Genomic DNA, 24,673 nt, shown 5'->3' on the forward strand with positions numbered 1-24,673 from the left:
ACGTGCAATCTACGGGAACCAACCCGGATCCTGTCTGGATCGAACCCTTGGAAGAATGGTGAGATGACCGACTACCTTCAGCGGATCCTGCGTGCCCGCGTCTACGACGTGGCGCGGGAAACCCCTTTGGATCCCGCACCCAATCTGAGCCGCCGGCTGAACAACACGGTCTGGCTAAAGCGTGAGGATCTCCAGCCGGTGTTCTCGTTCAAGCTGCGCGGCGCCTACAACCGCATGGCGCAGCTCAGCAGAGACGAGCTCAAGCGCGGTGTGATTGCCTCCAGTGCCGGGAACCATGCCCAGGGCGTCGCCCTGAGTGCCCAGCGCCTTGGCTGTCGGGCCGTGATCGTGATGCCAAGCACCACACCCGAGGTGAAAGTGCGGGCCGTGCGGGCCCTGGGTGGTGACGTGGTCCTCCATGGCGAGACCTACGACGAGTGCTCCGCGGAAGCGCAGCGACGCTGCAAGGCCGAGGGGCTCACCTTCATTCACCCCTTCGACGATCCGGAAGTCATCGCAGGCCAGGGAACGATTGGCATGGAGATCATGCGCCAGGCCGAGCAGCCACCCAATGCGATCTATGTGGCCGTGGGTGGCGGTGGCCTGATCGCGGGCATCGCCGCCTACGTGAAACGGCTGTGGCCGGAAACGGAGGTGATCGGCGTGGAGCCGGTGGATGCCGATGCCCTGAGTCGCTCCCTCGAGCGAGGGCAGCGGGTGGAACTGGAACAGGTGGGGCTGTTTGCCGATGGTGTCGCCGTGAGAAAGGTGGGGGAACACACCTTTGCGCTGGCCCAGCAGTTCGTCGATCGGATGGTGAGGGTCGACACCGATGCCATCTGTGCCGCGATCAAGGACGTTTTTGAAGACACCCGTTCGATCCTTGAGCCCGCGGGTGCTCTGGCGGTGGCAGGACTCAAACAGGACGTGGCCGAGCGCCAGCTGGCGGGGCGCAAGCTGGTGGCGGTGGCCTGCGGGGCCAACATGAATTTCGACAGGCTGCGCTTCATCGCCGAACGGGCTGAGCTCGGGGAAGAGCGCGAAGCAATGCTGGCCGTGGAGATTCCCGAATCACCCGGCAGCCTGAGGCGGCTTTGCGAACTGCTGCGGGAGCGAAGCCTCACGGAATTCAGCTACCGCATGACTGATGGCGCCTCGGCGCAGATCTTCATCGGTGTGCAGGTGAGCGATGACAACGACCGTGCATCCCTGCTGGGCCAGCTGGAGCGTGGCGGCTTCCCCTGCCTCGATCTCAGCGACAACGAATTTGCCAAGGTTCACCTGCGCCACATGGTGGGCGGCCGTCTGCCGGCTTCAGCCCGCACGGCCTGTGCCGGCGAATGCAAAGAGCTGCTGTATCGCTTCGAATTTCCCGAACGCCCGGGTGCCTTGATGAGCTTCGTGGATGCTCTCCACCCCGGCTGGAGCATCAGCATCTTCCACTACAGAAACCATGGCGCTGACGTTGGGCGCATCGTTGTTGGCGTGCTGGTGCCGGAACAGGACATGCGGGGCTGGACCGAATTCCTCAATGCCCTGGGCTATCGCCACTGGGATGAAACCAACAACCCGGCCTATGGCCTGTTCCTCTGAGTTTCAGGGCGGTAACTTGAGTGCTCTCGAGGGGTTGTGATGACGTCTCCATCCCTGCCCACCCGGCTCGAGGCGATTCTTTATCTCAAGGGTCGGCCCGTCAGCATCGGTGAACTGGCCGAGCTAGCCGACGCCGACCGACGAAGCGTTGAAGAAGCCCTCGTCGCCCTGACGGCCTCCTACGCCCAGCGGGACAGTGCCCTGGAGGTCGTTGAACAGAGCGGTCGCTACGGGCTGCAGCTGCGCCCGGGCATGGGCGATCTGGTCAAAGACCTGCTGCCGGTGAACCTCTCCACAGCAACCCTTCGAACCCTCGCCACCATTGCCCTGAAGAAACGCATTCTTCAATCGGATCTTGTGGATCTGCGGGGCTCGGGGGCCTACGACCACATCAAGGAACTGCTGGCGCAGGACTTCATCGAACGGCGTCGTCAAAGCGAGGGGCGGTCCTATTGGCTCACCCTCACCGAAAAATTTCACCGCACCTTCTCCGTGCTTCCTGATCTTGGGGCAACCGATCTGACGGAAGCTGCATAAAGTCAGAGCAGATCAGCTCCCGTCATGGAATCTCTACCCGTCACCTTGCTGCAGGTGCTGTCCCAGACCCTGCAGATCTATTCCTTGGTGCTGATCGTGCGGGTTCTGCTGAGCTGGTTCCCAAATCTCGACTGGGGCAATCCGGTGCTCAGCAGCGTGAGTGCGATCACCGACCCTTACCTGAACGCCTTCAGGGGTTTGATCCCACCGCTGGGGGGCATTGACCTCTCCGCCATCCTGGCCTTCCTGGCCCTGAACCTGTTGCAGAGCCTGGTGGGGCAGTCGATCAGCGCCTTCTACATGTCGGGCTCCAGCTGGTGATCACGTCTGGGTGATCACTGCTGGTTAATGCCCCGTTCCAACGGCAGCAAGTCATCCTCGTCAACATCAACGCGGCTGCGGACTGGAGCATTGAATCCACGGGCACGGGGATTTTTGATCACAAACGGCCCTGGGGTTCCGGCCGGCACTGAGATTCGCAGGGCGAACGGGGAGTGACCAGGGTTCACATCCCCGATGGATCCCACCCGGGTTCTGTTGGGAAGAACCGGTTCACCACTGGCATCCAGGATCCGTGCATACACATCGGTGTCGATGACGCTGTTCTTGCTGCGGTTCTCAACGTCTCCCGTCAGCACATAACAGCTGGCACCAACCGGGCGGCTTAATTCAGGTTGATTGCCGGCATCCAGCTCTCCGCAGGGATCCAGGCGAACCTCACTGAGCTGCAGTTCAGCGGCGTCACAGGGGAGCGCCAGCCCCAGCAGCAGGGGCAGGCAGAACAACACGGGAACAAGTCGACGGAGCATCAGGAGATCAACGTTGGTCACCACTGCCTCCGATGCGCCCACGGGCAGCCCGGCTCGACAGTTTCTGCAGGTTGGCGTCAGCCACCTCATTCAGGTCATAACCCAGTTCGCTGGCCAGCTGAGCCACGTACCAGAGCACATCTCCCAGCTCCAACTTGATCGCTTCGCGGGTGTCGGCATCAAACACACCGCCACGGTCGCGAATCACCTTTTTCACCTTGTCGGCCACCTCGCCGGCTTCACCGGTCAAACCGAGGGTCGGATAGATGGGATTACGGCCCACATCCGGGTAGGCAGCCGTCTTTCGGGCGGCGTCCTGATAGGAATTCATCTCCATGGGTCCGGTTGGGAAACGCCCGGATGGTAGTTTCCGCAAGGATTTTCAGCCGCGATATGGGCCAGTTCGACCTGAACCGACGGACCAAGATCGTGGCCACCATCGGCCCTGCCACCGAGAGCCCGGAGCGGATCAAGGAGCTGGTGAAGGCTGGTGCCACCACTTTCAGGCTGAACTTTTCCCACGGGGACCACAGCGAACACGCCGCTCGCATCGCCACGATTCGTCAGGTGTCTGAGGAATTGGGGCAGACCATCGGCATCCTCCAGGACCTTCAGGGCCCGAAGATCCGGCTCGGGCGGTTTGCTGAGGGGCCGATCACTCTGGCTAACGGTGATCCGTTCACGCTCACCTCAAGGCCGGTGAGCTGCGACAAGACGATCGCAACAGTCACCTACGACAAGCTGGCGGACGAAGTCACCGCAGGAAGCCGGATCCTGCTCGACGACGGCCGCGTTGAAATGAAGGTCGACACCGTCGACAAAGCGCTGCAGACCCTGCATTGCACCGTCACCGTGGGCGGTGTTCTCTCCAACAACAAGGGCGTCAACTTCCCGGACGTTCAGTTGTCCGTTCGCGCCCTCACGGACAAGGACAAGACCGACTTGGCCTTCGGACTCAGCCAGGGCGTGGACTGGGTGGCCCTCAGCTTCGTCCGCAATCCCTCCGACATGGAGGAGATCCGCGGACTGATCCGCGAACAGGGCCACGAGACCCCTGTGGTGGCGAAGATCGAAAAGTTTGAGGCCATCGATCAGATCGATTCGATCCTGCCGCTCTGTGACGGCGTGATGGTGGCCCGCGGTGACCTTGGCGTGGAGATGCCGGCCGAGGAAGTGCCGTTGCTGCAGAAGGAACTGATCCGCAAGGCCAACAGCCTGGGCATCCCGATCATCACGGCCACCCAGATGCTGGATTCCATGGCCTCCAGCCCCCGGCCCACCCGAGCCGAAGTCAGCGACGTGGCCAACGCCATCCTGGATGGAACCGACGCTGTGATGCTCTCCAACGAGACCGCGGTGGGGGATTTCCCCGTGGAGGCCGTTCAAACCATGGCCACCATTGCTCGCAGGATCGAGAAGGACTACCCCCAACGCTCGATCGACAGCCACCTGCCCAGCACCATCCCCAATGCCTTGAGCGGTGCGGTCAGCACCATCGCCAGCCAGCTCAATGCCTCCGCGATTCTTCCCCTCACGCGAAGCGGGGCCACAGCTCGCAACGTGAGCAAGTTCCGGCCTGCGGCACCGATCCTTGCCATCACTCCTGATCGCACGGTTGCCTGTCGTCTGCAACTGGTTTGGGGCGTGACACCGCTGGTGATTCCCCAGGGCGAACGCACCACGCAGACCTTCCAGGCGGCGATGGTTAAAGCCAAGGAGCTCGATCTTCTGAAGGAGGGTGATCTCGTGGTGCAGTCCGCAGGCACGCATACCGGCGTTTCCGGATCCACAGATCTGGTCAAGGTGAGCATCGTCGGCAACGAAGCTGAAGCGACACTGATCTGAGCGACGCCACACCATGAAACGGCGCATGCCCGCAACGGAAACGGTGCGGATGGCCCTGTCCACCCTGCGCAGCAACCGCCTGCGCAGCCTGCTCACGATGGTGGGCATCGTGATCGGCAACGCCTCGGTGATCACCCTTGTTGGGGTTGGACGGGGAGCGCAATTGCTGGCTGAAGGCCAGTTGAACAACCTCGGCGCCAATGTGTTGTTTGTGGTTCCGGGCAACACAAACGCCAGACGCCAAGGGGTTGCGCGACCGAAAACGCTCGTGCTGGAAGATGCCGAAGCCATCGCCACCCAGGTTCCCAGCGTCAAGCGCGTGGCGCCCGTGATCAACACCAATCAGGTGGTGCAGGCCGGAGCCCGCAGCTCCACGGGGGCGGTCTTCGGCGCGACATCGGAGTTCCCCCCCGTGCGCGGATTCGACGTGGCCAAGGGCCGTTTCATCAACGCAAAGGACGTGGCCGGTGCGAAAGCCATCGCCGTGCTCGGCTCGGATCTACGCACCAAGTTGTTTCCCACTGGCTCAGCGATTGGCCAGCAGGTGCGCATCGGCAATCAAAGCTTTGAGGTGGTCGGTGTGATGGCCCCAAAAGGGGCAGTGTTCGGCAGCAACCAGGACGAAAACACCTATATCCCCATCACCACGATGGTGAACCGGATCACCGGTCGGGATCCGATTTATGGCGTCAGCCTCAACTCCATCAGTGTTGAAGCCAGGGATGAAAACAGCATCAACGCAGCCAGCTTTCAGATCAACAACCTGCTGAGGCAGCGGCACCGGATTCTCCGGGACGACGATTTCGTGGTGCGATCCCAGAAAGACGCTCTCACCATCGTGGGCACCATCACCGGAGGACTCACCCTGATGCTCGGGGCCATTGGTGGGATCTCCCTGCTGGTGGGAGGCATCGGGATCATGAACATCATGTTGGTGTCCGTCAGCGAACGCACCGAGGAGATCGGTCTGCGCAAAGCCCTGGGGGCCCGCAGCGCTGATGTTCTGCAGCAGTTTCTGGTGGAATCCCTTGTGCTTGCCAGCCTTGGCGGCGCCATCGGCACGCTGGCGGGTCTTGGAACAGTGAGCCTCGTGGCGGCGGTCACGCCCCTGCCAGCGACGATCGGCGCAACGATGGTGGTTGTCACCGTTGGACTCTCAGGATCCATCGGGCTGTTCTTTGGAGTTGTTCCAGCCCGACGCGCCGCAAAGCTCGACCCGATTGTTGCCCTGAGAAGCCTTTGATCAGGCCTCAGAAATCAGTCCAACTCCTTTACACTCGTTAACGAATTTCTTCAGCTCATGAATCAGCGCTGGCGCCTTCTTGCCCTCTGGCTGTTGCCAATCGGCGTCGTGTTGCTGATTGGCTGGCAGGTGGTGAGCAACGGGGGCATCAACGGCCTCAGCCAGGACAGCAATGGCACCACCGTCGCTCCCCGCAATGCTGCGGTGGCACGGATGAGCTACGGCCGCTTCCTCGATTACGTCGAGGCCGGTCGCGTGACAGCCGTTGATATCTACGACGGTGGCCGCAACGCTGTGATCGAAGCCGTCGATCCCGACCTCGACAACCGCGTTCAACGCCTGCGCGTTGACCTTCCTGGTCTGGCCCCTGAGCTGATCAACACGCTGAAGACCGAAGGCATCAGCTTTGATATTCATCCGCCCCGCACAGCACCTCCGGCCCTCGGCGTGCTGGGCAATCTGGCCTTTCCTCTGCTGCTGATCGGTGCCCTGATCTTCCTGGCCCGCCGCAACAGCAACATGCCTGGCGGCCCTGGTCAGGCCATGCAGTTCGGCAAGAGCAAAGCCCGCTTCATGATGGAAGCGGAGACCGGCGTCATGTTTGATGACGTGGCCGGCGTCACCGAGGCCAAGCAGGAACTCCAGGAGGTGGTCACCTTCCTGAAGCAGCCCGAGCGATTCACCTCAGTGGGTGCTCAGATTCCCCGCGGCCTTCTGCTGGTCGGCCCTCCCGGCACCGGCAAAACCCTTCTGGCCAAGGCCATTGCCGGCGAAGCGGGCGTTCCCTTCTTCTCCCTTTCTGGTTCTGAGTTCGTTGAGATGTTCGTTGGCGTGGGTGCCAGCCGCGTCCGCGATCTGTTCAAGAAGGCCAAGGAAAATAGCCCTTGCTTGATCTTCATCGACGAAATTGATGCCGTCGGCCGCCAGCGCGGTGCCGGCATCGGTGGAGGCAACGACGAACGCGAACAGACGCTCAACCAGCTCCTGACGGAGATGGATGGCTTCGAAGGCAACAGCGGCATCATCATCATTGCCGCCACCAACCGCCCCGACGTTCTGGACTCAGCTCTGATGCGTCCCGGCCGTTTTGACCGTCAGGTCACCGTGGACGCCCCCGACATCAAGGGTCGCCTGGCCATCCTCGATGTGCACTGCCGCAACAAGAAGCTCGAAGAAGAGCTGTCCCTCGAAAGCATCGCCCGCCGCACACCTGGTTTCACCGGTGCAGACCTGGCCAACCTGATGAACGAGGCGGCAATCCTCACCGCCCGCCGCCGCAAGGAAGCCATCGGCTTGAGCGAGATCGACGACGCTGTGGATCGGATCATCGCCGGCATGGAGGGTCGTCCCCTCACAGACGGTCGCAGCAAGCGTCTGATCGCCTATCACGAAGTCGGTCATGCCCTGATCGGCACATTGGTCAAAGACCACGACCCTGTTCAGAAGGTCACCTTGATTCCCCGTGGCCAGGCCCAAGGCCTGACCTGGTTCTCCCCTGATGAGGAGCAAACCCTGGTCACCCGTGCCCAGCTCAAGGCACGCATCATGGGAGCCCTGGGTGGTCGTGCCGCAGAGGACGTGGTGTTCGGACACCAGGAAGTCACCACCGGAGCCGGTGGCGACATCCAACAGGTGGCGTCGATGGCCCGCAACATGGTGACCCGACTCGGCATGAGTGATCTCGGCCCTGTAGCCCTCGAGGGCGGCAGTCAGGAAGTGTTCCTGGGGCGCGACCTGATGTCACGCAGTGACGTGTCGGAATCGATCTCCCAACAGATCGATGTTCAAGTGCGCAACATGGTGAAGCGCTGTTATGACGAGACCGTCGAGATCGTGGCTGCCAACCGCGAAGCCATGGATCGCCTGGTGGAACTGCTGATCGAAAAGGAAACCATGGATGGTGATGAGTTCAAGGCTGTGCTGGCTGAATTCACCGCTGTTCCTGAGAAAGACCGTACCGTCGTCACCCTCGACTGATTCTGGGTCGAGCAATAAAGAACCCCCGCCTTGTTCAGACGGGGGCTTTTTTTATGGATTGGATTTGTTCTTGCGTCGTCGACAACGCTCGGAGCAGTACACAACTTCATCCCAGCAATTTCTCCAGGCTTTGCGCCACTCAAAGGGGCGCTCGCAGACCGGACAGATCTTGCTGGGACGGTTGTTGTTAGAGCTTCCCTTCTTCAAGCAACAGCCTGAACGGGACGCTTGTCGATCACCGAATCAATCAAGCCGTAGTTCACCGCTTCGGTGGGTGACATGAAGAAGTCACGGTCGGTGTCCTGCTGGATCCGATCAAGGGGTTGGCCGGTGCGATCAGACAGTTCCTTGTTGAGGCGATCCTTGAGGAAGAGGATTTCGTCCGCCTGAATGCGGATGTCGCTGGCTTGGCCCTGGGCACCACCCAAGGGCTGGTGAATCATGATCCGGGAGTGCTGCAGGCTGCTGCGCTTGCCCTTGGTGCCGGCACAGAGCAGGAAAGCTCCCATGCTTGCGGCAAGGCCGACACACACCGTGTGCACATCCGGTTTGATGTGCTGCATCGTGTCGAAGATGCCGAGGCCGTCGTAAACCGAGCCGCCGGGAGAGTTGATGTAGAGGTAGATATCTTTCTCGGGATCCTCAGCTTCGAGGAACAACATCTGGGCCACGATCCGGTTGGCGGAGTCACTGGTGACAGCCTCACCAAGGAAGATGATTCGCTCGCGCAGAAGCCGGGAATAAATGTCAAAGGCCCTTTCTCCCCGGCCGGACTCCTCAATCACAATGGGGATCATCTGAGCATCAGCAGGGTCGCGCAATCCTAACGGCGATGTCTGCGGCGCTAGGGTTCCGGCCATTCATTCCTGGACTGCACGTTGGCCGCAAGTCAGACCATCGCCGACAGCAAACGCGCGTTTCATCAGGCCTTTCCCCACGTCATTGCGCCGCTTTACCGCCGCCTTGCTGATGAGCTGCTGGTGGAGCTGCATCTGCTGAGCCATCAAAGTCGGTTTGAAGCCAACGGGCTGTTCAGCGTTGGGCTCTGCACAGTGTTCGACACCTTCACCAAGGGCTATCGGCCTGAAGCGCAAACCGAGGCACTGTTCAGTGCCCTATGCAGCAGCAATGGCTTCGATGCAGCGAAGCTGCGCAAAACCAACGCCTCTCTGGTGGACCAGGCCAAGGGAAAGGATCTCGAGAGCCTCAAAAGCTTGCTGTCATCCCACAGCCTCAAGGAGGGCAGCCACTACTCGCGTTTGATGGCCGTTGGACTGATGAGCCTGCTCAAGGCGGCTGCAGCGGATGCCACCGGTACGGACTCCGAGGCCATCGTCAAACAGAGCAAGGAACTGGCTGAGGGACTCGGTTTGCCCACCGATCGCGTTGAGAAGGATCTAACGCTGTTTGGCTCCAACAGTGAACGGATGGATCAGGCCGTTGAACTGGTGGAAGAGACCATCGCTGCCGAGAAGCGCAAGAAGGAACGTCGCTTGGAAGAGCAGGCTCAACGCACGTCCAGCTGAAGCCGAAGCCATCCGGGCTGGAGCTGCTTCGGCAGTGCCGTCATCTCAAGCTCCAGTTGAGGTGCCTTGCCAAGCACCCGCGGCCAGCCCGGTCCGAGCCACCCCAACCGAGTCAGTTGATCCGGTCGTGCGCGAAGGCGAAGCCGCTGTTGGCCCATTCGTTTCAGCGGATCGCCGTAGAGGCTCGGGGCATCCCCCAGGGCCAGCAGCAACTCCACCTGACCTCGGAGTGCAGGACCCAGTGACCATCCACCTTGGGGATGCCCCTGTGGATCCAACCAAACAACGGCCAGATGGTTTGAGGGCCGACCATCGGGAGACAACAGGGGACGTTCAACCCGTTGAAACCCGCCCTTCAACAAAGCGGTGGCAACGGCATCAAGACTTCTCTTGGTCATGGCGATTTCACCAGCAGCCAGCATCAACCTGGCTTGAATCGCAGCCTGGAAACGACCACCCTCCAGCGCATCCAACCTCACAAGGACAGGTGCCTTGAGCAGAACGTCGCGCAACTGCTTCGGCAATCCATAGAGGCTGTCGAGTTGTTGGGCGAACAGTGAATTGTTGAACAAGGATCCCAGCAGCTGCCACAGGGAAACGCTGTTGAGCTCCAGGTAAGCCGACGGCGGATCGAAGCGAACGAAGTTGGCTTGGTGTTCCGGGTGGTGAGCCTGCAGGGACGCGAAGGGGCTGGAGGCCACAGGCCCTTCAGCCATCAGACGATCGCCCTGAAGCGCAACACCCAGACAACCATGCGACACGCTCGCCAAGGCGGGAAAAAGGGAACCGCTGATCGAAGCCAAGCCTGAGGGTTGCCACTGAACGGCCGATCCGCTGGTCAGCAGCCGCAAGCAGTGCTGTTCCAGAGCCGAGGGCTCCCGTCGCTGAAGCGACGGGAGTTGATCAAAACTGCTGCGGTGCAGTTCATCAGCGAACAGCAGATCCAGAGCAGACGAATGCGGTGCTGACGGAAGAGCCAGAAGGGGTTCACCGTCGTCCAGCCAGATCAGCCACCAGGTGCCGCGACCATGACGGGCCCAGCGATCAGGAGCTTCCGAAGAACCAAGCCGCTGCTGCCAGAGCTTCGGCACCGGTGCGGCGGGGTCCGCCTCAAAACTCTGAACCAACCGTGCCCGCCGACTGATCTCAAACAGCTCTGCTGTTCCACGGCGATTCAGGGAAGGCGTTTTCAGGCTGGAGGTGCCCAGCAGCAGGGCGGGCAAAAAAAAGCACAACCCAAGGAGAAGGGCTGTGCAGGGATGAAGTCCAAGTTGACGTCGGACGGACGCAATCAGGACGACGACTTGGTTGAACCTTGACGGCGTCGACGGTCTCTCCATTCGATCGTTGAGAGATAGATCACGGCAACGCTGACGAAGACAAGAAGCACAGCTGCCGTGACCGCCAGGGTCTGGCTAAGAAGGGGTGCGTCTTGAAGCACAGATTCGATCAGAAGTTCAGGGTGCCGTCACCATTGCGTCCCCAGACGACCATGGCGATGGAGAAACTGAACATGGCGGCCAAGGACGCCCAACCCAGAGTGAACAACATGCGCTTGACCACTTGACTGCCGGGATCCTACCTAGGGTTCAGCACCTTTTCGTCCGCCCGAAGGCATCTGTCATGACCAGCTCCAGCCCAGGTTCATCAGCAGTGCTGGAGCGTCAGGGAACAACACAGCGCTACCCCCAGGCTCGCGTGATCGTTCTGGACGACGATGTGAACACCTTCCAGCACGTGGTGGATTGCCTACGCAAGATCATTCCCGGCATGAGTGAGGACAAGGCCTGGAACCTCGCCAACAGGATTGATGGTCAGGGTGCGGCCGAAGTTTGGTGCGGCCCCCTGGAGCAGGCCGAGCTGTACCACCAGCAGCTTCAGGCCGAGGGGTTAACGATGGCCCCTCTGGAACGCTGCTGAGTCAGGCCGCCGGCTTACGGCTGGCTTTGGTGAGGCGCAGCAGATCAGCCACCTGCAAACGCTGCATCTGCTCGTCCATCACGAAACGCACCACACGGCCAGGGCACAAGGCCAGGCCCCGAACCTCCGTTCCGTGCACCTCAGCGGTGAGCATGCGGGCCTGGGGGCCGCAGGCATCTTGCAGCGGTCCGCTGATCACGTGGCGGAGAGCGTCTACTGATTTCAGCATCACAGCCCCGGAGCGCTCTCTCTGGCATAGCCAAAGTGGCTAACTTTCACCAGTTCTCGGGTTTTCGTTCAGCTTTGGGCCGGGTCGTCATCACCCACAGCACCTATGTGGACGGCTTGATCCCATGGCTGAAGGCCCTGTCCCACGAGACGGAGATCCAGACGATCACCCCTGCCGTGATCAGCCGCGTTCGTGGCCGCTGTCCCGAACTACAGCTGCGGGTGTCCACACCGATCCAAGGGGGTTTCAAGCTGGTGGCTCGCAAAGGCACTTCAGCCCAAGAGGTCTTTGTCGTGACATCGATGCGTCGGCCAGACCTAGAACAGGCCGTCCTGCATCACCGCCCCTGAAGGCGATTGCCTGACTCAAATCCAGCAGCACGACAGGCCTGAGGATGACCATCGGCAACGCTGGGATCACGGGCACAGAGTTCAGCCCAATCAGATCGGCGGAAACATTGGGGAAGGATGGCCCGGCATGCGATTTCAGCGTCATCCGGCAAAAAGGTGACAGCGTCAGCCGCGGGGCTGCCGAAACAACCCACAAGCAGTGCGCTTGCCAGCAGGCCGAAGACGGATGAGAAGAAAGAAACCAGCACGGAGGGATGAACAGTGAAGCGATGCGGAAAAGTGATTCTCAACAACACCGACAGCCAACCAACTCAATAGGAGAACGAAATGGGTTCCCTCAATCCATGCACAGTGGCATCAAGAAGTGGCATCAACAAGTGACATCAACCAGCGGCATCAATCCTTGGAGTCAGATGCAGGAATCTTGAATTCCATAAACAGCGCTTCCGCATCAGCATAATCTTTCTTTTCGCGCAAATAAAAGACCTGAGCTTTCCACCAATCCCAGGTTTCCATTTGGATCAGTTCGTCCAGGCGTGGATCACGCATCTCAGCACTGCAACCAAACAAACGCTAAGTACAGGAAAAGCGCTGACAAGCTTTGTTCACACAGCCGTAAGCATCATCGACTACACAACAGCACAGGGGTAGCCTTGATGGCTGCAGCGATCGATCCATGCCCCTCGAAATTGCCGTCAAACAAGGGCAACAAACGATGGAGAGCATGGGCAGTTTCGACGACCTCGAAGACGCTTTGACCGAATTCAACGAATTGATCAACCGTCGGAACTGGCATCAGAGCGTAACCACCATCTCGCTGACCGACACCGATAAAGACAAATGCCTCGCCCAGTACGCGCTCCAGGAGTTCAACCACTCCGAAAACTAGCTCCACCAAGAATCTCCACTCCAACCCAGACGAACGCATCTAGAGTGCAATAAAAGAAAAAATCTCAGCATGAATGGGAAACTACTGGTGATCGGCATCGGCTCATTCTTTCTTCTGTTTTTTGTGGCCGAGTCTTGGTTGATGAGAAGCCTGCCTCACTAACAAAGCTGAGACATTTTAAAGCAGAACCTAGAGAGAATACAAAAAAATTATCCGGTAAATCAAGTCCAAAAAACAAACTTTCAGAATATTGACGCAGAAACTTGGAGATATTGGTTTTGTGATGGCTTGGCGAAGTCCAAGGCACCCACCACATTGATCAAGCGAAGGGGGTGAACCGCCATGCCGTGCGAGCCCCAGTGGTCGACCTGGAAGAACCAGAAGGGGCGACAAAGTGGGGTTTCGTTTCCGGCTGCATGGCCGGTCTACGTCACCGTCACGACAGTCTCCCCAAGTCGAAAGAGAGTCAGATCAGAGCACTAGAAAAAGGCCGTCACCAACACAGCAGTTCGCTACCAACCCTAGTCCTGACTCTCGCTCTAGAGGGGCCAGATCCGGCGAATGGCGGCAAGTGCTGACTCAGCCTCATCGCGCCGCTTGAGGAGTGTGTCACCCTCAAGCAGCAGCGTCACGTGCCCCAACTTGCGGCCCGGTGTTTCCGGTGACTTGCCGTACCAGTGCAGGTGAAGCCCCGGCACGGCCTCCAGGGACTCAAGCCGCTGATCCAAAGGAGGATGACGCTCGGGGTCGAGGCCGAGCAGGTTGACCATCAAGGCACCACGGCTTTTGAGCTCGGGATCAGGCACGGGAAGACCAGCCGCGATGCAGAGCTGCTGATCGAACTGACTGCTGGTGCAGGCCTCGATCGAGAAATGCCCGGAATTGTGGGTGCGTGGAGCAATTTCATTCACCTGCAGGCCAGCGGGCCCATAGAAAAACTCCAGAGCCAGCACCCCCACATAGCCGAGCTTCGTCATCAGAGAGGCCGCCACGTTGTAAGCCAGCGCAGCCACCGAAGGATCCACGGGAGCAGGGGCCAGAACCCAGTCGCAGACTTGTTGATGTTGGTGGGTTTGCACCAGCGGAAAATGGCGGATGCGGCCGCGCTGATCGCGGCTGACCACGAGAGCCAACTCCAGCTCGTAGTCCACCCAGGATTCCAACAGCCAGTCGTCGGCAGGGACCGCCCGCAACAACTGCGCCAGGCCATCGATGTCGCGCAACACCACCGTGCCCTTGCCGTCGTAACCACCACGGGAGGCCTTGGCCATCACCGGAAAGGTCCAGCCCTGAGGAAGCGCGGGATGGGCCGGTGAAATCAAACTGAGCGGACACCAGGGCGGGCTCGGGATCGCCAGATCGTCGAGCAGCTGGCGCTGCGACAACTTGTCGACCAAGGGCGAAAGCGCAGCAAGCGAGGGCTGGAAACGAACCCCCTGCTGCTCCAGCGGCAGAAGGGCATCGATATTGACCCACTCGTTCTCGAAGGTGATGCCGTCACAACCCACCACCAGCTCCCGGGTTCCTGCCACATCCCGGGGATCCGCTGCCACGAGGCGCGAGGCCAAACCAGCCGCGGGATCCGCTGCATCGGACGTTTGAACAGCGATGGGAACATCGCGTTGCGCAGCAGCCTGCACAAGCATCCGTGCCAGCTGACCACCTCCCACAACGCCGATCATCGTGTCCGAGCTGATCTCCGCAGCTTGCCAGTTTGCAGGGTCGATGACAGCGTCAGATCAGGGGGCGATCGCCGGCAAAGGCCAACCGGATCATGGTGAACAGCAACACCAACAGGAACAGCGCCAGGCCCAGGGTGCAGGCGTAGCTGATCTCCAACTCGGCAAAGGCCTGGTCGTACACGTAATAAACGATGGTTCGCGTGGCATCCGCAGGACCTCCCTGGGTCATCAGGAACACTTCCTCGAACACCTTCGTGGCCGCGATCGACGACACCACGGCGACCAGGGTCACGTAGGGACTCATCAAGGGCAGGGTGATGTCGAGATGCTTTCTCCAGCCCTCGCTGCCATCCAGCTCCGCTGCCTCATAGAGCTCCTGGGGAATGCCCTGCAGACCCGCCAGAAAAATCACCATGTAATAACCAAGTCCCTTCCAGAGGGTCACCAACATCACGGCGGGCAGGGCCAGCTGCGGCGTGGTGAGAAAACCAATCGGGCTGAAGGCATCACCAAGCAGGGCGCTCAACCATCCATTGATCAGACCGTTCTCGGCATACAGCCAGCGAAAGGCGATGGCTGCAACAACGATCGACACCAGAACCGGGGTGTAGAAAGCGCCCCGCAGAAAAGACCGACCGGGCAGCCCCTGGTTCACCAGCACCGCCAGCGCCAGCGCCCCAAGAACGATGGGAGGCACCACACCAACTAGATAGAGAAAGGTGGTGACCAGCACCTGCCGCGCCATCGGATCCGACAGCAGGCGCTCCAGGTTGGCCAAACCGACAAAACGCAGGGGTTCACTGACGTCCAGCCCTGTGGCGGTGAAACTCATCACCAGAGCCATCAGGGCCGGCACCAGCACCGACAAACTGATCAGCACCACCGCCGGCAACAGGAACGCCCAGGCCGAAAGGGAGTTGCGCACTGATCTTTCGCGCACAGGACCAGCGACACTGTTGCGAGAGTAGGTGGGTTCCAACGGTTTCATGACCACAATCACCCCGTTGCATCACATCCGCGTTGCGCTGGAGCGCAACCCCTACGACGTGGTGATTGGAGACGGCGGCCTGGCCAGGCTTGGTCAGCAGATGCTGGACGCTGGAGTGCAGGCGGGTCGGCGTGTGCTGGTGGTCAGCAATCCGGATGTGGCCAGCCCCTATGGCGACGCCTGCCTGAACAGCCTCAGAGCGGCAGGTTTCAGCGTGGAGTTGTTGGTGATTGACGCCGGCGAAACCCAGAAGACACCCGCCACGGTGGCGGAGATCCACGATGCGGCTTACAACGCCAAGCTCGAACGCAGCTCCTTGATGGTGGCCCTCGGCGGCGGCGTTGTGGGAGACATGACCGGCTTTGCGGCAGCCACCTGGCTGCGGGGCATCCAGGTGGTGCAGGTGCCCACAACCCTGCTGGCCATGGTTGACGCGTCGATCGGTGGCAAGACCGGGGTCAACCATCCCCGCGGCAAAAATCTGATCGGCGCCTTTCACCAGCCGCGGCTGGTGTTGATCGATCCATCCACCCTGAACACCCTGCCCGAACGCGAGTTCCGGGCCGGCATGGCTGAGGTGATCAAATACGGAATCCTCGGTGACACGGCGCTGTTCGAGGAACTGGAGGCCTGCCCCGACCCGAGCACGCCCGCTGGGCTTGGATCGGAACGCCTGAGCTCGATCCTGCAACGATCGGCCGCGGCCAAGGCCCGGGTGGTGGCCGCCGACGAAAAGGAAGGAGGCTTACGAGCGATCCTCAACTACGGCCATACCTTCGGCCATGTGGTGGAGACCCTCTGCGGCTATGGCACCTGGCTGCATGGCGAGGCGGTTGCCATTGGCATGGTGGCCGTGGGTGAACTCGCCGTGCTGCGGGGCAGCTGGAGTCGCGAGGATGCCGAGCGCCAACGCCGGCTGATCGACAGCGCCGGACTGCCCACCGCCTGGCCCGATCTTGCCGCCGATGCAGTTCTGGACAGCTTGCAGGGGGACAAAAAGGTGCGCGACGGTCGCCTGCGCTTCGTGATGCCCACCAGCATCGGAACCATTGAGATTCGCGATGACGTCAGTCGCGACGAGATCCTCAGCTGCCTTGAGCGCCTGAAAGGCTGAAGCCGTCTTCCGGCAACCCGCGCCGGTAGGTGAGCCAGCGGAACGCACCGAGCCCCGCAGGGTCCACCAGGCGAAGCAGGGCTTCACGCCGTTGCAGGGCTTCTGCCAGCTGATGGCCCGGTAGCTGCTGCAGTCCATGCAGACGCTCTGCAAGCCCCAAGGCCAGCAGGGCCTCGCCCTGCTTCGCCTGATCACCCACCATCCAACCGTTGCGCTGAGCCGCTTCATCCACGACTTCGATACAGAGGTGGGCCGTGAGGTCCTGCTCGCCGGGCTGATCCAAGGGCGACAGCCCCGCCTGCTGAGCGCAAACAGCCATCAAGGTGCCGTCGGAGCGCCGGGCTGTGAAATAACGCTGGGCCTCCAGGGCGTAATCGATCACCAGCAGCACGCCGGCATCCACGGCAGCCGCCGCCGCAGCGAACCAGTCGGGCAATGCAGTGTTCCACTCGGTGGTCCACCCCTCTTCGGCATCGGGTGGCGGCAACTGAATGCCGCCTTGGCTGCACACACGCCTGATCTCCTGCTGCAAACCATCGGGGAGAGGACGATGCGTTGTTCGCAGGCCACCGTTTTGGTTGAGCTCCACCCACTGCTGCCGGAAGGATCCCTCCCGCCAGATCAAGCGCTCCACCGGGAGGGCATCAAGCAACTCATGGGCAATCACCACCCCATGAACCGGAGCGCTGCCCAACTCCTCCAGGGAACACCAGCGCAGCGGCAGATCATCCGCCTCCTGCAGCAGAGCCTGTTGCCGCCGCCGCATGCCGGGATTGGCCTCCACCAACACCAATTCGATCCGAGCCAACAGCTCTGGATCAGCACCAAGCAATGCAGTAACGAGATCCCGGGCCAGATGGCCCTCGCCAGGGCCGATTTCCACGATCGACAGACGTTGATCCGGATCACTTCGGGACATCGACGTCAGCCAGGCCAGGATCTGAGGAGCCAGAAGGGCTGCGAAATCACTGCCCAGCGAGGGGGAGGTGACGAAATCACCCTGGGCTCCGATGCGTGCGCGGCCTGAGCCGTAATACCCGTGCTCCGGCTCATTCAGAGCCAGATCCATGAACCGGGAAAACGGAACGGCACCCCCCGCCTGATGCAGATGCGTTGCCAACCAGTCGGGACAGGACGCAGCCATCGGTTCCATTGGAGAGAATGCCGGTCGCTGCAGCAGTTCCATGGGAACACATCACATCCGACATCTGTGGAGCCTCGTCGTGGTGGCTCTGGTCAGCCTGGGTGTTCTGGTGACCCCGGCTGAGGCCTACGACAACCCGGAGCTGCTGCCGGATCACCCCACCCCGGTGATCGACCTGGCCAAGGTGTTCAATGACACCCAGCGGGCCCAGCTGGAAGCATCCCTGGCGGATGTGGAGGAACGCACCGGCTGGAAGATGCGGGTGTTGACCCAGTACGAACGCACACCAGGTCTGGCCATTCGCGAGTTCTGGGGGCTGGATGAAAGCAGCCTGCTGCTGGTGGCCGACCCCCGCGGCGGGAACCTGCTGAACTTCAACGTTGGCGATGCCTACTTCGCGATGATGCCGCGCACTTACTGGGTGGAGCTGCAGACCCGCTACGGCAACCAGTACTACGTGAAGGATCACGGCGAAGACGGAGCCGTGCTGGATGCCCTCAATGCGGTGGAAATCTGTCTGGACCGTGGTGGCTGTCAGGTGGTTCCTGGTCTTCCCCAGGAACAGTGGCTTTGGACGCTGACCACCTCAATCTTTGGCGGCTTGATTGCTGGCTTTGCGGCCTATCCCCGCAAGGAGGGCGAAACCATCGCCTGGGCCTGGTTGCTGCTGCTCTCACCGCTGTGGGTGATGCTTTTCGGCGTCTTCGGCGTTGCCCCTGTGATCACACGCACGTCTGAAGTGATGCCCCTGCTGCGCAATGGAGTCGGCTTCCTGGCGGGAGGCATCGCCGCCTATCTGATCGCCCAGGCCACGGTTGGTCGAAAGCTTCAGAACGACGCCGAAGGCTGAGGAACGTCGAGAAACGTGAATGCCGTCAGAGCCGGGTGGCGCATTCAATGCGCGACCCGGTGCAAAGGGCCGGAGGGGGAGTGACGAGCGCCTGGCGCTTGACGTCACGCAGACGCCGCAACTCCGCGAGGTTCACGTCATAGAAAGAACGCAGTCGTGCGTATTTCTTGACGGGTTGGCCGTAGTAGCTGCGACCGGCGAGGGTTGGAAACGACGCCCATTCCGGAGCCAGCATGGCGGCGAGCAGCGGGCTGAGAACGCCGGTGTCGGTCAGACCCAGGGCTTTGCGCCGCTGAATCAGAAACAACGCGCCCTGGTCCTGAGCCTCAGGGCCGAAACCGCGCACGCCGATGCTGCGCTGTACCAGATTCCAGGTGAAGGGCATGAACTGGTAAGCCCCCGCAGCTGCACTGGCGTAGCGGGAGCTGTAGATCACCCGGTTGGGATGCCGGTCGAGCGAAGGCATCAAGCCACCGCCGAACATCACCCGATAGCCCACATCCAGACCACCTTTCCAGGTGCCTTCCGCAAAACGGATCGTGTTGAGCATCGCCCGACGTTCGGGCGTAATTACATAGGGAATGGCCCGGCTGGGCTGGAAGTCAGAGGTATGGATCAGCTGCGCCCGAGAGGCGGGGGGGAGCAGGCTCGCCTGGGCAGGAAGAAGGGAACTGAGGGCAGGCAGAACTCCGACGATCACGGCCGCATGAAGCGTCTGACGACCGATGAATGCAGAGATAGCCATAAAGAGCGTTCAAGGAGCATGCCCTCGAAAGAGGACGATGAGCAGATCAGAAGCGGATGAAATGCTCGAGCGGAAAAAAATTTCCACACGCTGTGACTTTCTCGAATTAAAGGCTCAAATCAATAGGTATATATGCCAGTCAAATAATCGGCCAGACCACTAACAGGCAGGCAAATCGGCTCAAAAAGGTGATGAAAAAGACCAAAAATTAAAAACGACTTGCAACCCAACCCACCAGTGCCAGAGCGGCTTCTTCAGCCCCTGATGCAGAAAGAGGGGCTTCGCTTGGCGCCAGTAACGGCTGGTCCAGCTGCCATGCGCCGGTGTCCAGCTCCTGACGGCTGAGGCAGCGATGCTGGCCGTGGCGACGCAAACCATCCATCAGCGCCGAAGCTTCGGCAAATCCGCTGCGCTCCACGACGTGCATCCCAACCCCTTGGGCCATCGCCTCGCAGAAGCTGCTGAAACCCGGCTTGCCCAGAAAACGGGAGCAACGGCCGAGCACATCGACGGGGCGCAGCCCATCCGGCAGAAACGTGAGGTTGGGGAGCGCCGCCAACTCAGGCGCTTGCGAGGCATCTGCTGACGCCGGCAGCAGGAAATGGTGGTTGGGCCAGAGCTGAAACAGATCCCGCGAAAGGGACAAGCCCAGGCCTCCAAACCCCACCAACACCAGGGGAGCATCCTGGGCATCAAGGCAAGCCTCAAGATCCGCCGGAATGGGCCGCGGGCTGGCGCAAACCAAACCGAGCCTCTGTTCAGGCAACCCCCAGTGCATGGCGAGGTCAAACGGGCAGCGCAGCAACAGATCACCGCAGCGGTAGGCCTCAGCAGCAGCATCGGCCCAGCCTTGGAAGGCAGAGCCCAAGGGGCGATAGATGTCATCCCACCCGAAATTGCTCATCCACACCAGAGGTGCATCGAGGCGCTGGGCCAGGGCGGCTGCGGCCGGGGGAATGTCCCCGATGATCAACACCGGCTGCCCCTGCGACGCAATCCAGAGAGCCTCAGCCTCGATCATGGCCGGCAGCCGTTGCTCCAGCTCATCCAGGGCCCTGAGGGTGGTGGCGCAATCCACACCGAGCGCGTCGGCCTGCACCATGCCCACATCCCATTGACAAGACCGCTGCTCAATCGCTGCATCCCCCAACAGCAGGTTGAGTACGGGGGAGGGCAGACCCGAGCTCATCACCAAGGTCCATTCAGGACGCAAGCGACGCAGTTGGTGGAGCACCGCAGCATCGCGAGCCGCATGGCCGAAGCCATGGCTGCTGCTGCAGAAATAGATCAGCACGGCAACGGAGCATCGATCGGCAACTGCTCCTGATGGATCAACTCAGCATCGGGGGTATACCAGCGATGGGCGAGCTGCGTGAGGCGGGCCCCCTGGAATTCAGCCCAGGAGAGATGCAGCAGCGTTCGACCTTGCCCATCCACACCTGAACGGGGCACACAGGCGGCATTGATCAGCGCGGTTCCATGGCGATGACGCAACAGGGTCTGGCGGAAACCAGAGCCGCGCTTGAGGGCATGGTGCATGTGGCCAAAGATCACCAGATCGGCAGGTCGGTCTTTGGCCATGCGGTCCAGGGCAAGGGCCAAATCCTGATCCCCCCAGTCCACTGCCGGCGTCTTCCAGTCGCGTCCGCAGGGACTGGCGGCCTCGGATCCCAAGCCTGAGGGACCGCAGTGGGCCATGACGATCAGGGGCTGATCAGCGGGCACATCAGCGGCGGCCTGCACAATCCGCTCGGCTGAAGCTTCAAGCGACACCGGGCCGTACACCGCCTCCACCGCTTTCGATAGGTGAAAACCTCCACCAGCACTGCATGGACGCGCACCCACAACCGTCAACGGGAGCTCCGGCCATTGGATTGAGCACCAAGCGCAATGGAGATCGCCGAGCACAGCGCGTTGTTGCTCGAGGATGCCGCCACTGCGATCACGCCCGCGGTCGTGGTTCCCCAGGATCACGGCCACGGGGAAGGGAAGCCGCGTGATCCGGCGCGTCAGACGCAGATCCCCATCAGCAAGATCACCAACGAAAAGAACAGCGTCGGGCTTGAGCTGCTGCAGCAGCTGCTCATCCGCGTCGCCCCAGGCGCCGTGGAGATCACCGGCAATGGCAAGTCGCAGGTGCTTCAGAGCGAATGCCTAGGCTGTGGCCATCCTGCCCCGAACCGGTCCTGATGAGCGCTGACACCGCCCTTGTTGCGGCGATCAACCGGCTTCGCCAGGACCGCAATGCCGTGATCCTGGCGCACTACTACCAGGAGCCTGAGATTCAGGACATCGCCGATTTCGTTGGTGACTCCCTGGAGCTGTCGCGCAAGGCCGCCAGCACCGATGCAGACGTGATCGTGTTCTGCGGCGTGCACTTCATGGCGGAGACCGCCAAGATTCTTAGTCCGGAAAAGACGGTGGTGCTGCCGGATCTAGAGGCCGGATGCTCCCTGGCGGACGACTGCCCCGCCGATGAGTTCGCCCGCTTCCGGGCAGAGCACCCCGACCACGTCGTGGTGAGCTACATCAACTGCACGGCCGCAGTGAAGGCGCAAAGCGATCTGATCTGCACCAGCAGCAATGCCGTTGATCTGGTGAACCAACTGCCTGCCGATCAGCCCGTTCTGTTCGCCCCCGATCAGAACCTGGGGCGCTGGGTTCAGCAACAGAGCGGTCGCGAGCTGACCCTCTGGCCGGGACGCTGCATCGTTCACGAGACCTTCAGCGAAGAAGCCGTGCTGGCCCTCAAGCACGAACATCCCGGGGCTGAAGTGATCGCCCACCCCGAGTGCCAGCAGAATCTGCTGGACCTGGCGGATTTCATTGGATCCACCAGCAAGCTGTTGAATTACGCCGAACAAAGCTCCTGCAACAGCTTCATCGTTCTGACGGAACCGGGGATCTTGCATCAGATGCAGCAGCGGGTTCCTGAAAAAACCCTGCTCGACGTTCCAGGGATCGATGGATGCAGCTGCAATGCCTGCCCCTACATGCGGCTCAACACCCTTGAAAAACTGAAGGCATGCCTGGAGACCCTCACGCCTGCAATCGAGATGGATGAATCGATGCGACTGAAGGCCATAAAACCCATGCAGCGCATGCTCGAAATGAGCCGGTGACGCGCCAACAGATCAAAGAACGACGCGGTACGCGAATAAATTTTCGATAATCCAGTCCCTGCGATTAATGGCCCGCGTCATCCAGCCCCAGGGCATCAGGGTTCTGACCTTGACGGCAGCGTTGGCGGGGACGTTGTGCACCGCAGCGACTGCACAACCGTGGAACCAACCGATTCCTGAACCCGCAACGGAGTCCACAGCACAAACGATCAAGTTGGCCGAGCAACTCAACACGGTGGGCGCCAGGTTTTTTGGAGCCCATTGGTGCCCCGCCTGCAAAGAACAGATGAAGCTCTTCGGCAAACAGGCCGGAGCCAACCTGAACTACGTGGAATGCGGTCTGCCCGAAAAGTACCCCGATCAGCTCAGGCAGTGCAGGGATAAAAACATTCGATCCATCCCCACCTGGACACGGCCGGGATCAACGCGACTCCAGGGTGTTCAATCGATCAACACCCTGGAGCGCTGGAGTGGCCTAAGGCCTGAGCCACTGAATTGATTACTTCTTACGGCAATAGCCAGCGCCAACATTCATCCAGCCGGAGGGGCAGGCTTCACCGTTGGTGGGCTTCATCTCGTAATAGATCGGAGACACACAAGTGGTGCCAAGGGTGTTGACGTAACCCAGGGGTCATTGGTTGTGGCCTTGGGCCTTGGGAATTTTTTTCTGAGCCAAAGCGGAGCTGGGCACAGCCAGGGCTGAAACAAACAGAGCGGCAGCGAGCAGCTTCATGGCAAGCGGGTCGAACGCGCTCAAGGTATGGGCCTTTCAGACTGTCTGCAGCGATCGGCAGCGGAGCTTGATCGAACGCACACCGGAAGGGTTGTATTGCCGTGCCGCAAAGGCCTGGGTCGATCCGTGGCGTCCGGTTCCCCGGGCCCTGATCACCCACGCCCATGCCGACCACGCCCGCCCCGGATGCGGGGAGTACTGGGCCGTGGCCTCCAGTGAAGGGGTTCTGCGCCAGAGGCTCGGCAAAGACATCACCCTTCACCCGGTGGCCTACGGCGAAGAACACTGGCTAGGGCAGTGCAAGGTGTCGTTTCACAGCGCCGGGCACGTGCTTGGTTCAGCGCAGATCCGCCTGGAATCGGAGGGTGAGGTGTGGGTGGTCAGTGGGGATTACAAACGGGATGACGATCCCAGCTGTGACCCCTTCGAACCAGTGCGCTGCGATGTGTTGATCACCGAAGCCACCTTCGGAATGCCGATCTATAGCTGGCAAAGCGGTGAGCAGGTGGCCAAGGAGATCCATGCCTGGTGGAGCCGTGATCGCAGCAGGCCATCTCTGCTGTTCTGCTACGCCTTCGGCAAAGCCCAACGCTTGCTGGCTGAACTGAAGGCCATCGGCGTGGAGGAGGAAGTGCTGCTGCACGGCGCCGTTGAAACCGTGACCCGCCACTACCGCGAGGCAGGGGTTCCGATGACCCCCAGTCGTTCCGTCAGTGAACTGCCCCGCAAGGATCCGCTCGAGGGACGATTGATCCTGGCGCCACCGTCGGCCCATCGCTCCAGCTGGATGCGCCGCTTCAAGTCACCCCAAACCGCCTTTGCCTCCGGCTGGATGGCCGTGCGCGGAGCCCGTCGACGGCGGGGCTACGAGCGGGGATTCGTGCTCAGTGATCATGCCGACTGGCCTGGACTGATCCAGACCGTTCGCGACAGCGGCGCCCGCAAGGTGTACGTCACCCATGGACAGAGTGACGTTCTGGCCCGTTACCTGCGGGAGGTGGAGGGTGTGGATGCGGAGCCGCTGGACACCCTGTTCGAAGGGGAGTCGGACTAGAACTTGGCGATGCCGTCCGGCAGCTCGGGGAGGTTGAGGTTTGCTTCGCGACCTTCGATCGCGGCTGTGAGCGATTCGATCATCATGGCGTTGCCGCTGTCTTTCACGGCCTCAAGTGCCTTCTGAAGACGACGACGACGGTCGGATGGATCATCCGATGTGCCGGAGCCAGCCACGGGGGTGACGACGGCCGTGGCTGAGGCGGTAGCGCGCACGCTGCTGAGTTGTTGCGCGAGGTTGTCCCAGAGGAGTGCCATCCGGCTGATTCAGGAATCTGTGGCTCAGATCAACACAGGTCTCCGCCGGATTTCCAGCACTGCTCA

General features: G+C 61.0%; 31 protein-coding genes, 1 other RNA gene and 1 pseudogene. 16 read left to right on the forward strand and 17 right to left on the reverse strand.

Features of this window, described 5'->3' with window-relative positions:
* Positions 1–63 precede the first annotated feature (63 nt).
* Genes ilvA through SynM161_RS06450 form a run of 3 tightly spaced genes read left to right on the forward strand, consistent with a single transcriptional unit; the run spans position 64 to position 2,451 of the window.
* Positions 64–1,593, forward strand: a complete 1,530-nt coding sequence (gene ilvA / locus SynM161_RS06440) for a threonine ammonia-lyase, biosynthetic (RefSeq protein ID WP_186540368.1) — start codon at positions 64–66, stop codon at positions 1,591–1,593.
* A gap of 39 nt (positions 1,594–1,632) precedes the next feature.
* The gene (scpB, locus tag SynM161_RS06445; RefSeq protein WP_115009114.1) at positions 1,633–2,130 is read left to right on the forward strand and encodes an SMC-Scp complex subunit ScpB; all 498 of its coding nucleotides are present in this window, start codon (positions 1,633–1,635) and stop codon (positions 2,128–2,130) included.
* A 24-nt stretch (positions 2,131–2,154) separates the two neighbouring features.
* The gene (locus SynM161_RS06450) at positions 2,155–2,451 is read left to right on the forward strand and encodes a YggT family protein (RefSeq protein WP_114989255.1); all 297 of its coding nucleotides are present in this window, start codon (positions 2,155–2,157) and stop codon (positions 2,449–2,451) included.
* A gap of 14 nt (positions 2,452–2,465) precedes the next feature.
* Here the strand turns inward: SynM161_RS06450 and SynM161_RS06455 are convergent, their stop codons facing one another.
* Positions 2,466–2,939, reverse strand: coding sequence for a hypothetical protein (locus SynM161_RS06455; RefSeq protein WP_186540369.1), 474 nt, complete (start codon positions 2,937–2,939; stop codon positions 2,466–2,468).
* Positions 2,940–2,946: 7 nt separating this feature from the next.
* A complete protein-coding gene (locus SynM161_RS06460) occupies positions 2,947–3,276 on the reverse strand; it encodes a nucleoside triphosphate pyrophosphohydrolase family protein (protein WP_006850816.1) in 330 nt (109 codons plus the stop codon).
* A gap of 56 nt (positions 3,277–3,332) precedes the next feature.
* Here SynM161_RS06460 and pyk point away from each other — a divergent pair, with 56 nt between their 5' ends.
* The 3 genes from pyk to ftsH are packed head-to-tail and all read left to right on the forward strand — an operon-like array spanning position 3,333 to position 8,004.
* Positions 3,333–4,784, forward strand: coding sequence for a pyruvate kinase (gene pyk / locus SynM161_RS06465; protein ID WP_186540371.1), 1,452 nt, complete (start codon positions 3,333–3,335; stop codon positions 4,782–4,784).
* Between the two features lie 13 nt (positions 4,785–4,797).
* A complete protein-coding gene (locus tag SynM161_RS06470; protein ID WP_186540373.1) occupies positions 4,798–6,027 on the forward strand; it encodes an ABC transporter permease in 1,230 nt (409 codons plus the stop codon).
* A 57-nt stretch (positions 6,028–6,084) separates the two neighbouring features.
* Positions 6,085–8,004: an ATP-dependent zinc metalloprotease FtsH gene (ftsH, locus tag SynM161_RS06475; RefSeq protein WP_186497740.1), complete on the forward strand. Its 1,920-nt coding sequence runs from the start codon at positions 6,085–6,087 to the stop codon at positions 8,002–8,004.
* Between the two features lie 51 nt (positions 8,005–8,055).
* Here ftsH and SynM161_RS06480 read toward each other — a convergent pair whose 3' ends face one another.
* Both SynM161_RS06480 and clpP read right to left on the reverse strand, forming a co-directional pair.
* Complete coding sequence (locus SynM161_RS06480; protein ID WP_186540375.1) at positions 8,056–8,211, reverse strand: DUF2256 domain-containing protein; 156 nt, start codon at positions 8,209–8,211, stop codon at positions 8,056–8,058.
* Positions 8,208–8,801: an ATP-dependent Clp endopeptidase proteolytic subunit ClpP gene (gene clpP, locus SynM161_RS06485; protein ID WP_114989260.1), complete on the reverse strand. Its 594-nt coding sequence runs from the start codon at positions 8,799–8,801 to the stop codon at positions 8,208–8,210. The genes SynM161_RS06480 and clpP overlap by 4 nt, the downstream gene beginning before the upstream one ends.
* An 81-nt stretch (positions 8,802–8,882) precedes the next feature.
* Between clpP and psb29 the strand changes: the two genes are divergently transcribed.
* Complete coding sequence (psb29, locus tag SynM161_RS06490) at positions 8,883–9,530, forward strand: photosystem II biogenesis protein Psp29 (protein ID WP_186540377.1); 648 nt, start codon at positions 8,883–8,885, stop codon at positions 9,528–9,530.
* Here the strand turns inward: psb29 and SynM161_RS06495 are convergent.
* Both SynM161_RS06495 and petN read right to left on the reverse strand, forming a co-directional pair.
* Positions 9,512–10,753, reverse strand: a complete 1,242-nt coding sequence (locus tag SynM161_RS06495; RefSeq protein WP_186540380.1) for a hypothetical protein — start codon at positions 10,751–10,753, stop codon at positions 9,512–9,514. The two genes, psb29 and SynM161_RS06495, sit on opposite strands and share 19 nt — an antisense overlap.
* Positions 10,754–10,979: 226 nt before the next feature.
* Positions 10,980–11,081: a cytochrome b6-f complex subunit PetN gene (gene petN / locus SynM161_RS06500; RefSeq protein WP_011364412.1), complete on the reverse strand. Its 102-nt coding sequence runs from the start codon at positions 11,079–11,081 to the stop codon at positions 10,980–10,982.
* Positions 11,082–11,153: 72 nt separating this feature from the next.
* On the opposite strand from petN, the gene clpS reads away from it, so the two are divergent.
* The gene (gene clpS, locus SynM161_RS06505; RefSeq protein ID WP_115132689.1) at positions 11,154–11,450 is read left to right on the forward strand and encodes an ATP-dependent Clp protease adapter ClpS; all 297 of its coding nucleotides are present in this window, start codon (positions 11,154–11,156) and stop codon (positions 11,448–11,450) included.
* A gap of 1 nt (position 11,451) precedes the next feature.
* On the opposite strand, the gene SynM161_RS06510 is transcribed toward clpS, so the two are convergent.
* Positions 11,452–11,679 carry a hypothetical protein gene (locus SynM161_RS06510; RefSeq protein ID WP_186540382.1) on the reverse strand — a complete coding sequence of 76 codons (228 nt, stop codon included), beginning with the start codon at positions 11,677–11,679 and terminating at the stop codon, positions 11,452–11,454.
* 74 nt (positions 11,680–11,753) lie between these two features.
* On the opposite strand from SynM161_RS06510, the gene SynM161_RS06515 reads away from it, so the two are divergent.
* Positions 11,754–12,029 carry a DUF2103 domain-containing protein gene (locus SynM161_RS06515; protein ID WP_186542564.1) on the forward strand — a complete coding sequence of 92 codons (276 nt, stop codon included), beginning with the start codon at positions 11,754–11,756 and terminating at the stop codon, positions 12,027–12,029.
* A 44-nt stretch (positions 12,030–12,073) separates the two neighbouring features.
* Positions 12,074–12,259, forward strand: a complete 186-nt coding sequence (locus SynM161_RS06520; protein ID WP_186540384.1) for a hypothetical protein — start codon at positions 12,074–12,076, stop codon at positions 12,257–12,259.
* A gap of 166 nt (positions 12,260–12,425) precedes the next feature.
* Here the strand turns inward: SynM161_RS06520 and SynM161_RS06525 are convergent, their stop codons facing one another.
* Positions 12,426–12,578, reverse strand: a complete 153-nt coding sequence (locus tag SynM161_RS06525) for a hypothetical protein (protein ID WP_170951012.1) — start codon at positions 12,576–12,578, stop codon at positions 12,426–12,428.
* A gap of 127 nt (positions 12,579–12,705) precedes the next feature.
* Between SynM161_RS06525 and SynM161_RS06530 the strand changes: the two genes are divergently transcribed.
* On the forward strand, positions 12,706–12,918 hold the full coding sequence (locus SynM161_RS06530) for a hypothetical protein (protein ID WP_186540386.1): 213 nt from the start codon (positions 12,706–12,708) through the stop codon (positions 12,916–12,918).
* A gap of 330 nt (positions 12,919–13,248) precedes the next feature.
* Here the strand turns inward: SynM161_RS06530 and ssrS are convergent.
* The 3 genes from ssrS to SynM161_RS06545 form a co-directional block, all read right to left on the reverse strand.
* Positions 13,249–13,432, reverse strand: a non-coding RNA gene (ssrS, locus tag SynM161_RS06535) — 6S RNA.
* Between the two features lie 25 nt (positions 13,433–13,457).
* Positions 13,458–14,600 carry a 5-(carboxyamino)imidazole ribonucleotide synthase gene (locus SynM161_RS06540; RefSeq protein WP_186540388.1) on the reverse strand — a complete coding sequence of 381 codons (1,143 nt, stop codon included), beginning with the start codon at positions 14,598–14,600 and terminating at the stop codon, positions 13,458–13,460.
* 52 nt (positions 14,601–14,652) lie between these two features.
* Entirely contained in the window at positions 14,653–15,525 is an 873-nt protein-coding gene (locus SynM161_RS06545) for a carbohydrate ABC transporter permease (RefSeq protein WP_170951968.1), read from the reverse strand.
* A gap of 61 nt (positions 15,526–15,586) precedes the next feature.
* Here SynM161_RS06545 and aroB point away from each other — a divergent pair, with 61 nt between their 5' ends.
* Positions 15,587–16,702 (forward strand): 3-dehydroquinate synthase, encoded by a 1,116-nt coding sequence (gene aroB / locus SynM161_RS06550; protein WP_186540390.1) that lies wholly within the window; start codon positions 15,587–15,589, stop codon positions 16,700–16,702.
* On the opposite strand, the gene SynM161_RS06555 is transcribed toward aroB, so the two are convergent.
* Positions 16,674–17,846, reverse strand: a complete 1,173-nt coding sequence (locus SynM161_RS06555; RefSeq protein WP_255441723.1) for a class I SAM-dependent methyltransferase — start codon at positions 17,844–17,846, stop codon at positions 16,674–16,676. The genes aroB and SynM161_RS06555 overlap by 29 nt on opposite strands.
* Before the next feature lie 40 nt (positions 17,847–17,886).
* On the opposite strand from SynM161_RS06555, the gene SynM161_RS06560 reads away from it, so the two are divergent.
* On the forward strand, positions 17,887–18,696 hold the full coding sequence (locus tag SynM161_RS06560) for a TPM domain-containing protein (protein WP_186540395.1): 810 nt from the start codon (positions 17,887–17,889) through the stop codon (positions 18,694–18,696).
* A gap of 25 nt (positions 18,697–18,721) precedes the next feature.
* On the opposite strand, the gene SynM161_RS06565 is transcribed toward SynM161_RS06560, so the two are convergent.
* The 3 genes from SynM161_RS06565 to SynM161_RS06575 form a co-directional block, all read right to left on the reverse strand.
* The gene (locus tag SynM161_RS06565; RefSeq protein ID WP_186497722.1) at positions 18,722–19,441 is read right to left on the reverse strand and encodes a glycoside hydrolase family 104 protein; all 720 of its coding nucleotides are present in this window, start codon (positions 19,439–19,441) and stop codon (positions 18,722–18,724) included.
* A gap of 208 nt (positions 19,442–19,649) precedes the next feature.
* Positions 19,650–20,735, reverse strand: coding sequence for a hypothetical protein (locus SynM161_RS06570; RefSeq protein WP_186540397.1), 1,086 nt, complete (start codon positions 20,733–20,735; stop codon positions 19,650–19,652).
* Complete coding sequence (locus tag SynM161_RS06575) at positions 20,729–21,577, reverse strand: TIGR04168 family protein (protein ID WP_186542567.1); 849 nt, start codon at positions 21,575–21,577, stop codon at positions 20,729–20,731. The genes SynM161_RS06570 and SynM161_RS06575 overlap by 7 nt, the downstream gene beginning before the upstream one ends.
* Before the next feature lie 53 nt (positions 21,578–21,630).
* On the opposite strand from SynM161_RS06575, the gene nadA reads away from it, so the two are divergent.
* Entirely contained in the window at positions 21,631–22,563 is a 933-nt protein-coding gene (gene nadA / locus SynM161_RS06580) for a quinolinate synthase NadA (protein ID WP_186540399.1), read from the forward strand.
* Positions 22,564–22,630: 67 nt separating this feature from the next.
* Positions 22,631–23,062, forward strand: coding sequence for a hypothetical protein (locus tag SynM161_RS06585; protein ID WP_186540401.1), 432 nt, complete (start codon positions 22,631–22,633; stop codon positions 23,060–23,062).
* Here the strand turns inward: SynM161_RS06585 and SynM161_RS06590 are convergent.
* A pseudogene (locus SynM161_RS06590) lies at positions 23,063–23,296 on the reverse strand (hypothetical protein).
* 67 nt (positions 23,297–23,363) lie between these two features.
* Here SynM161_RS06590 and SynM161_RS06595 point away from each other — a divergent pair.
* The gene (locus SynM161_RS06595) at positions 23,364–24,350 is read left to right on the forward strand and encodes a ligase-associated DNA damage response exonuclease (RefSeq protein ID WP_186542569.1); all 987 of its coding nucleotides are present in this window, start codon (positions 23,364–23,366) and stop codon (positions 24,348–24,350) included.
* Here the strand turns inward: SynM161_RS06595 and SynM161_RS06600 are convergent.
* Positions 24,347–24,607 (reverse strand): hypothetical protein, encoded by a 261-nt coding sequence (locus SynM161_RS06600; protein ID WP_114989278.1) that lies wholly within the window; start codon positions 24,605–24,607, stop codon positions 24,347–24,349. The genes SynM161_RS06595 and SynM161_RS06600 overlap by 4 nt on opposite strands.
* Between the last annotated feature and the right edge of the window lie 66 nt (positions 24,608–24,673).

This window comes from Synechococcus sp. M16.1, assembly GCF_014279895.1.
Lineage (GTDB): Bacteria > Cyanobacteriota > Cyanobacteriia > PCC-6307 > Cyanobiaceae > Parasynechococcus.

Excerpts from the sequence above, each read along its gene's own strand:
- SynM161_RS06585 (WP_186540401.1), top strand. The coding sequence starts at position 22,631 with ATGGCCCGCGTCATCCAGCCCCAGGGCATCAGGGTTCTGACCTTGACG.
- SynM161_RS06455 (WP_186540369.1), bottom strand. The coding sequence starts at position 2,939 with ATGCTCCGTCGACTTGTTCCCGTGTTGTTCTGCCTGCCCCTGCTGCTG.
- SynM161_RS06540 (WP_186540388.1), bottom strand. The coding sequence starts at position 14,600 with ATGATCGGCGTTGTGGGAGGTGGTCAGCTGGCACGGATGCTTGTGCAG.
- clpP (WP_114989260.1), bottom strand. The coding sequence starts at position 8,801 with ATGATCCCCATTGTGATTGAGGAGTCCGGCCGGGGAGAAAGGGCCTTT.
- SynM161_RS06600 (WP_114989278.1), bottom strand. The coding sequence starts at position 24,607 with ATGGCACTCCTCTGGGACAACCTCGCGCAACAACTCAGCAGCGTGCGC.
- SynM161_RS06555 (WP_255441723.1), bottom strand. The coding sequence starts at position 17,846 with ATGGCTGCGTCCTGTCCCGACTGGTTGGCAACGCATCTGCATCAGGCG.
- scpB (WP_115009114.1), top strand. The coding sequence starts at position 1,633 with ATGACGTCTCCATCCCTGCCCACCCGGCTCGAGGCGATTCTTTATCTC.
- SynM161_RS06460 (WP_006850816.1), bottom strand. The coding sequence starts at position 3,276 with ATGGAGATGAATTCCTATCAGGACGCCGCCCGAAAGACGGCTGCCTAC.
- petN (WP_011364412.1), bottom strand. The coding sequence starts at position 11,081 with ATGTTGTTCACTCTGGGTTGGGCGTCCTTGGCCGCCATGTTCAGTTTC.
- nadA (WP_186540399.1), top strand. The coding sequence starts at position 21,631 with ATGAGCGCTGACACCGCCCTTGTTGCGGCGATCAACCGGCTTCGCCAG.
- SynM161_RS06565 (WP_186497722.1), bottom strand. The coding sequence starts at position 19,441 with ATGGCTATCTCTGCATTCATCGGTCGTCAGACGCTTCATGCGGCCGTG.
- SynM161_RS06520 (WP_186540384.1), top strand. The coding sequence starts at position 12,074 with ATGACCATCGGCAACGCTGGGATCACGGGCACAGAGTTCAGCCCAATC.
- SynM161_RS06470 (WP_186540373.1), top strand. The coding sequence starts at position 4,798 with ATGAAACGGCGCATGCCCGCAACGGAAACGGTGCGGATGGCCCTGTCC.
- aroB (WP_186540390.1), top strand. The coding sequence starts at position 15,587 with ATGACCACAATCACCCCGTTGCATCACATCCGCGTTGCGCTGGAGCGC.
- SynM161_RS06530 (WP_186540386.1), top strand. The coding sequence starts at position 12,706 with ATGCCCCTCGAAATTGCCGTCAAACAAGGGCAACAAACGATGGAGAGC.
- clpS (WP_115132689.1), top strand. The coding sequence starts at position 11,154 with ATGACCAGCTCCAGCCCAGGTTCATCAGCAGTGCTGGAGCGTCAGGGA.
- SynM161_RS06525 (WP_170951012.1), bottom strand. The coding sequence starts at position 12,578 with ATGCGTGATCCACGCCTGGACGAACTGATCCAAATGGAAACCTGGGAT.
- ilvA (WP_186540368.1), top strand. The coding sequence starts at position 64 with ATGACCGACTACCTTCAGCGGATCCTGCGTGCCCGCGTCTACGACGTG.
- SynM161_RS06510 (WP_186540382.1), bottom strand. The coding sequence starts at position 11,679 with ATGCTGAAATCAGTAGACGCTCTCCGCCACGTGATCAGCGGACCGCTG.
- pyk (WP_186540371.1), top strand. The coding sequence starts at position 3,333 with ATGGGCCAGTTCGACCTGAACCGACGGACCAAGATCGTGGCCACCATC.
- SynM161_RS06560 (WP_186540395.1), top strand. The coding sequence starts at position 17,887 with ATGGGAACACATCACATCCGACATCTGTGGAGCCTCGTCGTGGTGGCT.
- ftsH (WP_186497740.1), top strand. The coding sequence starts at position 6,085 with ATGAATCAGCGCTGGCGCCTTCTTGCCCTCTGGCTGTTGCCAATCGGC.
- SynM161_RS06450 (WP_114989255.1), top strand. The coding sequence starts at position 2,155 with ATGGAATCTCTACCCGTCACCTTGCTGCAGGTGCTGTCCCAGACCCTG.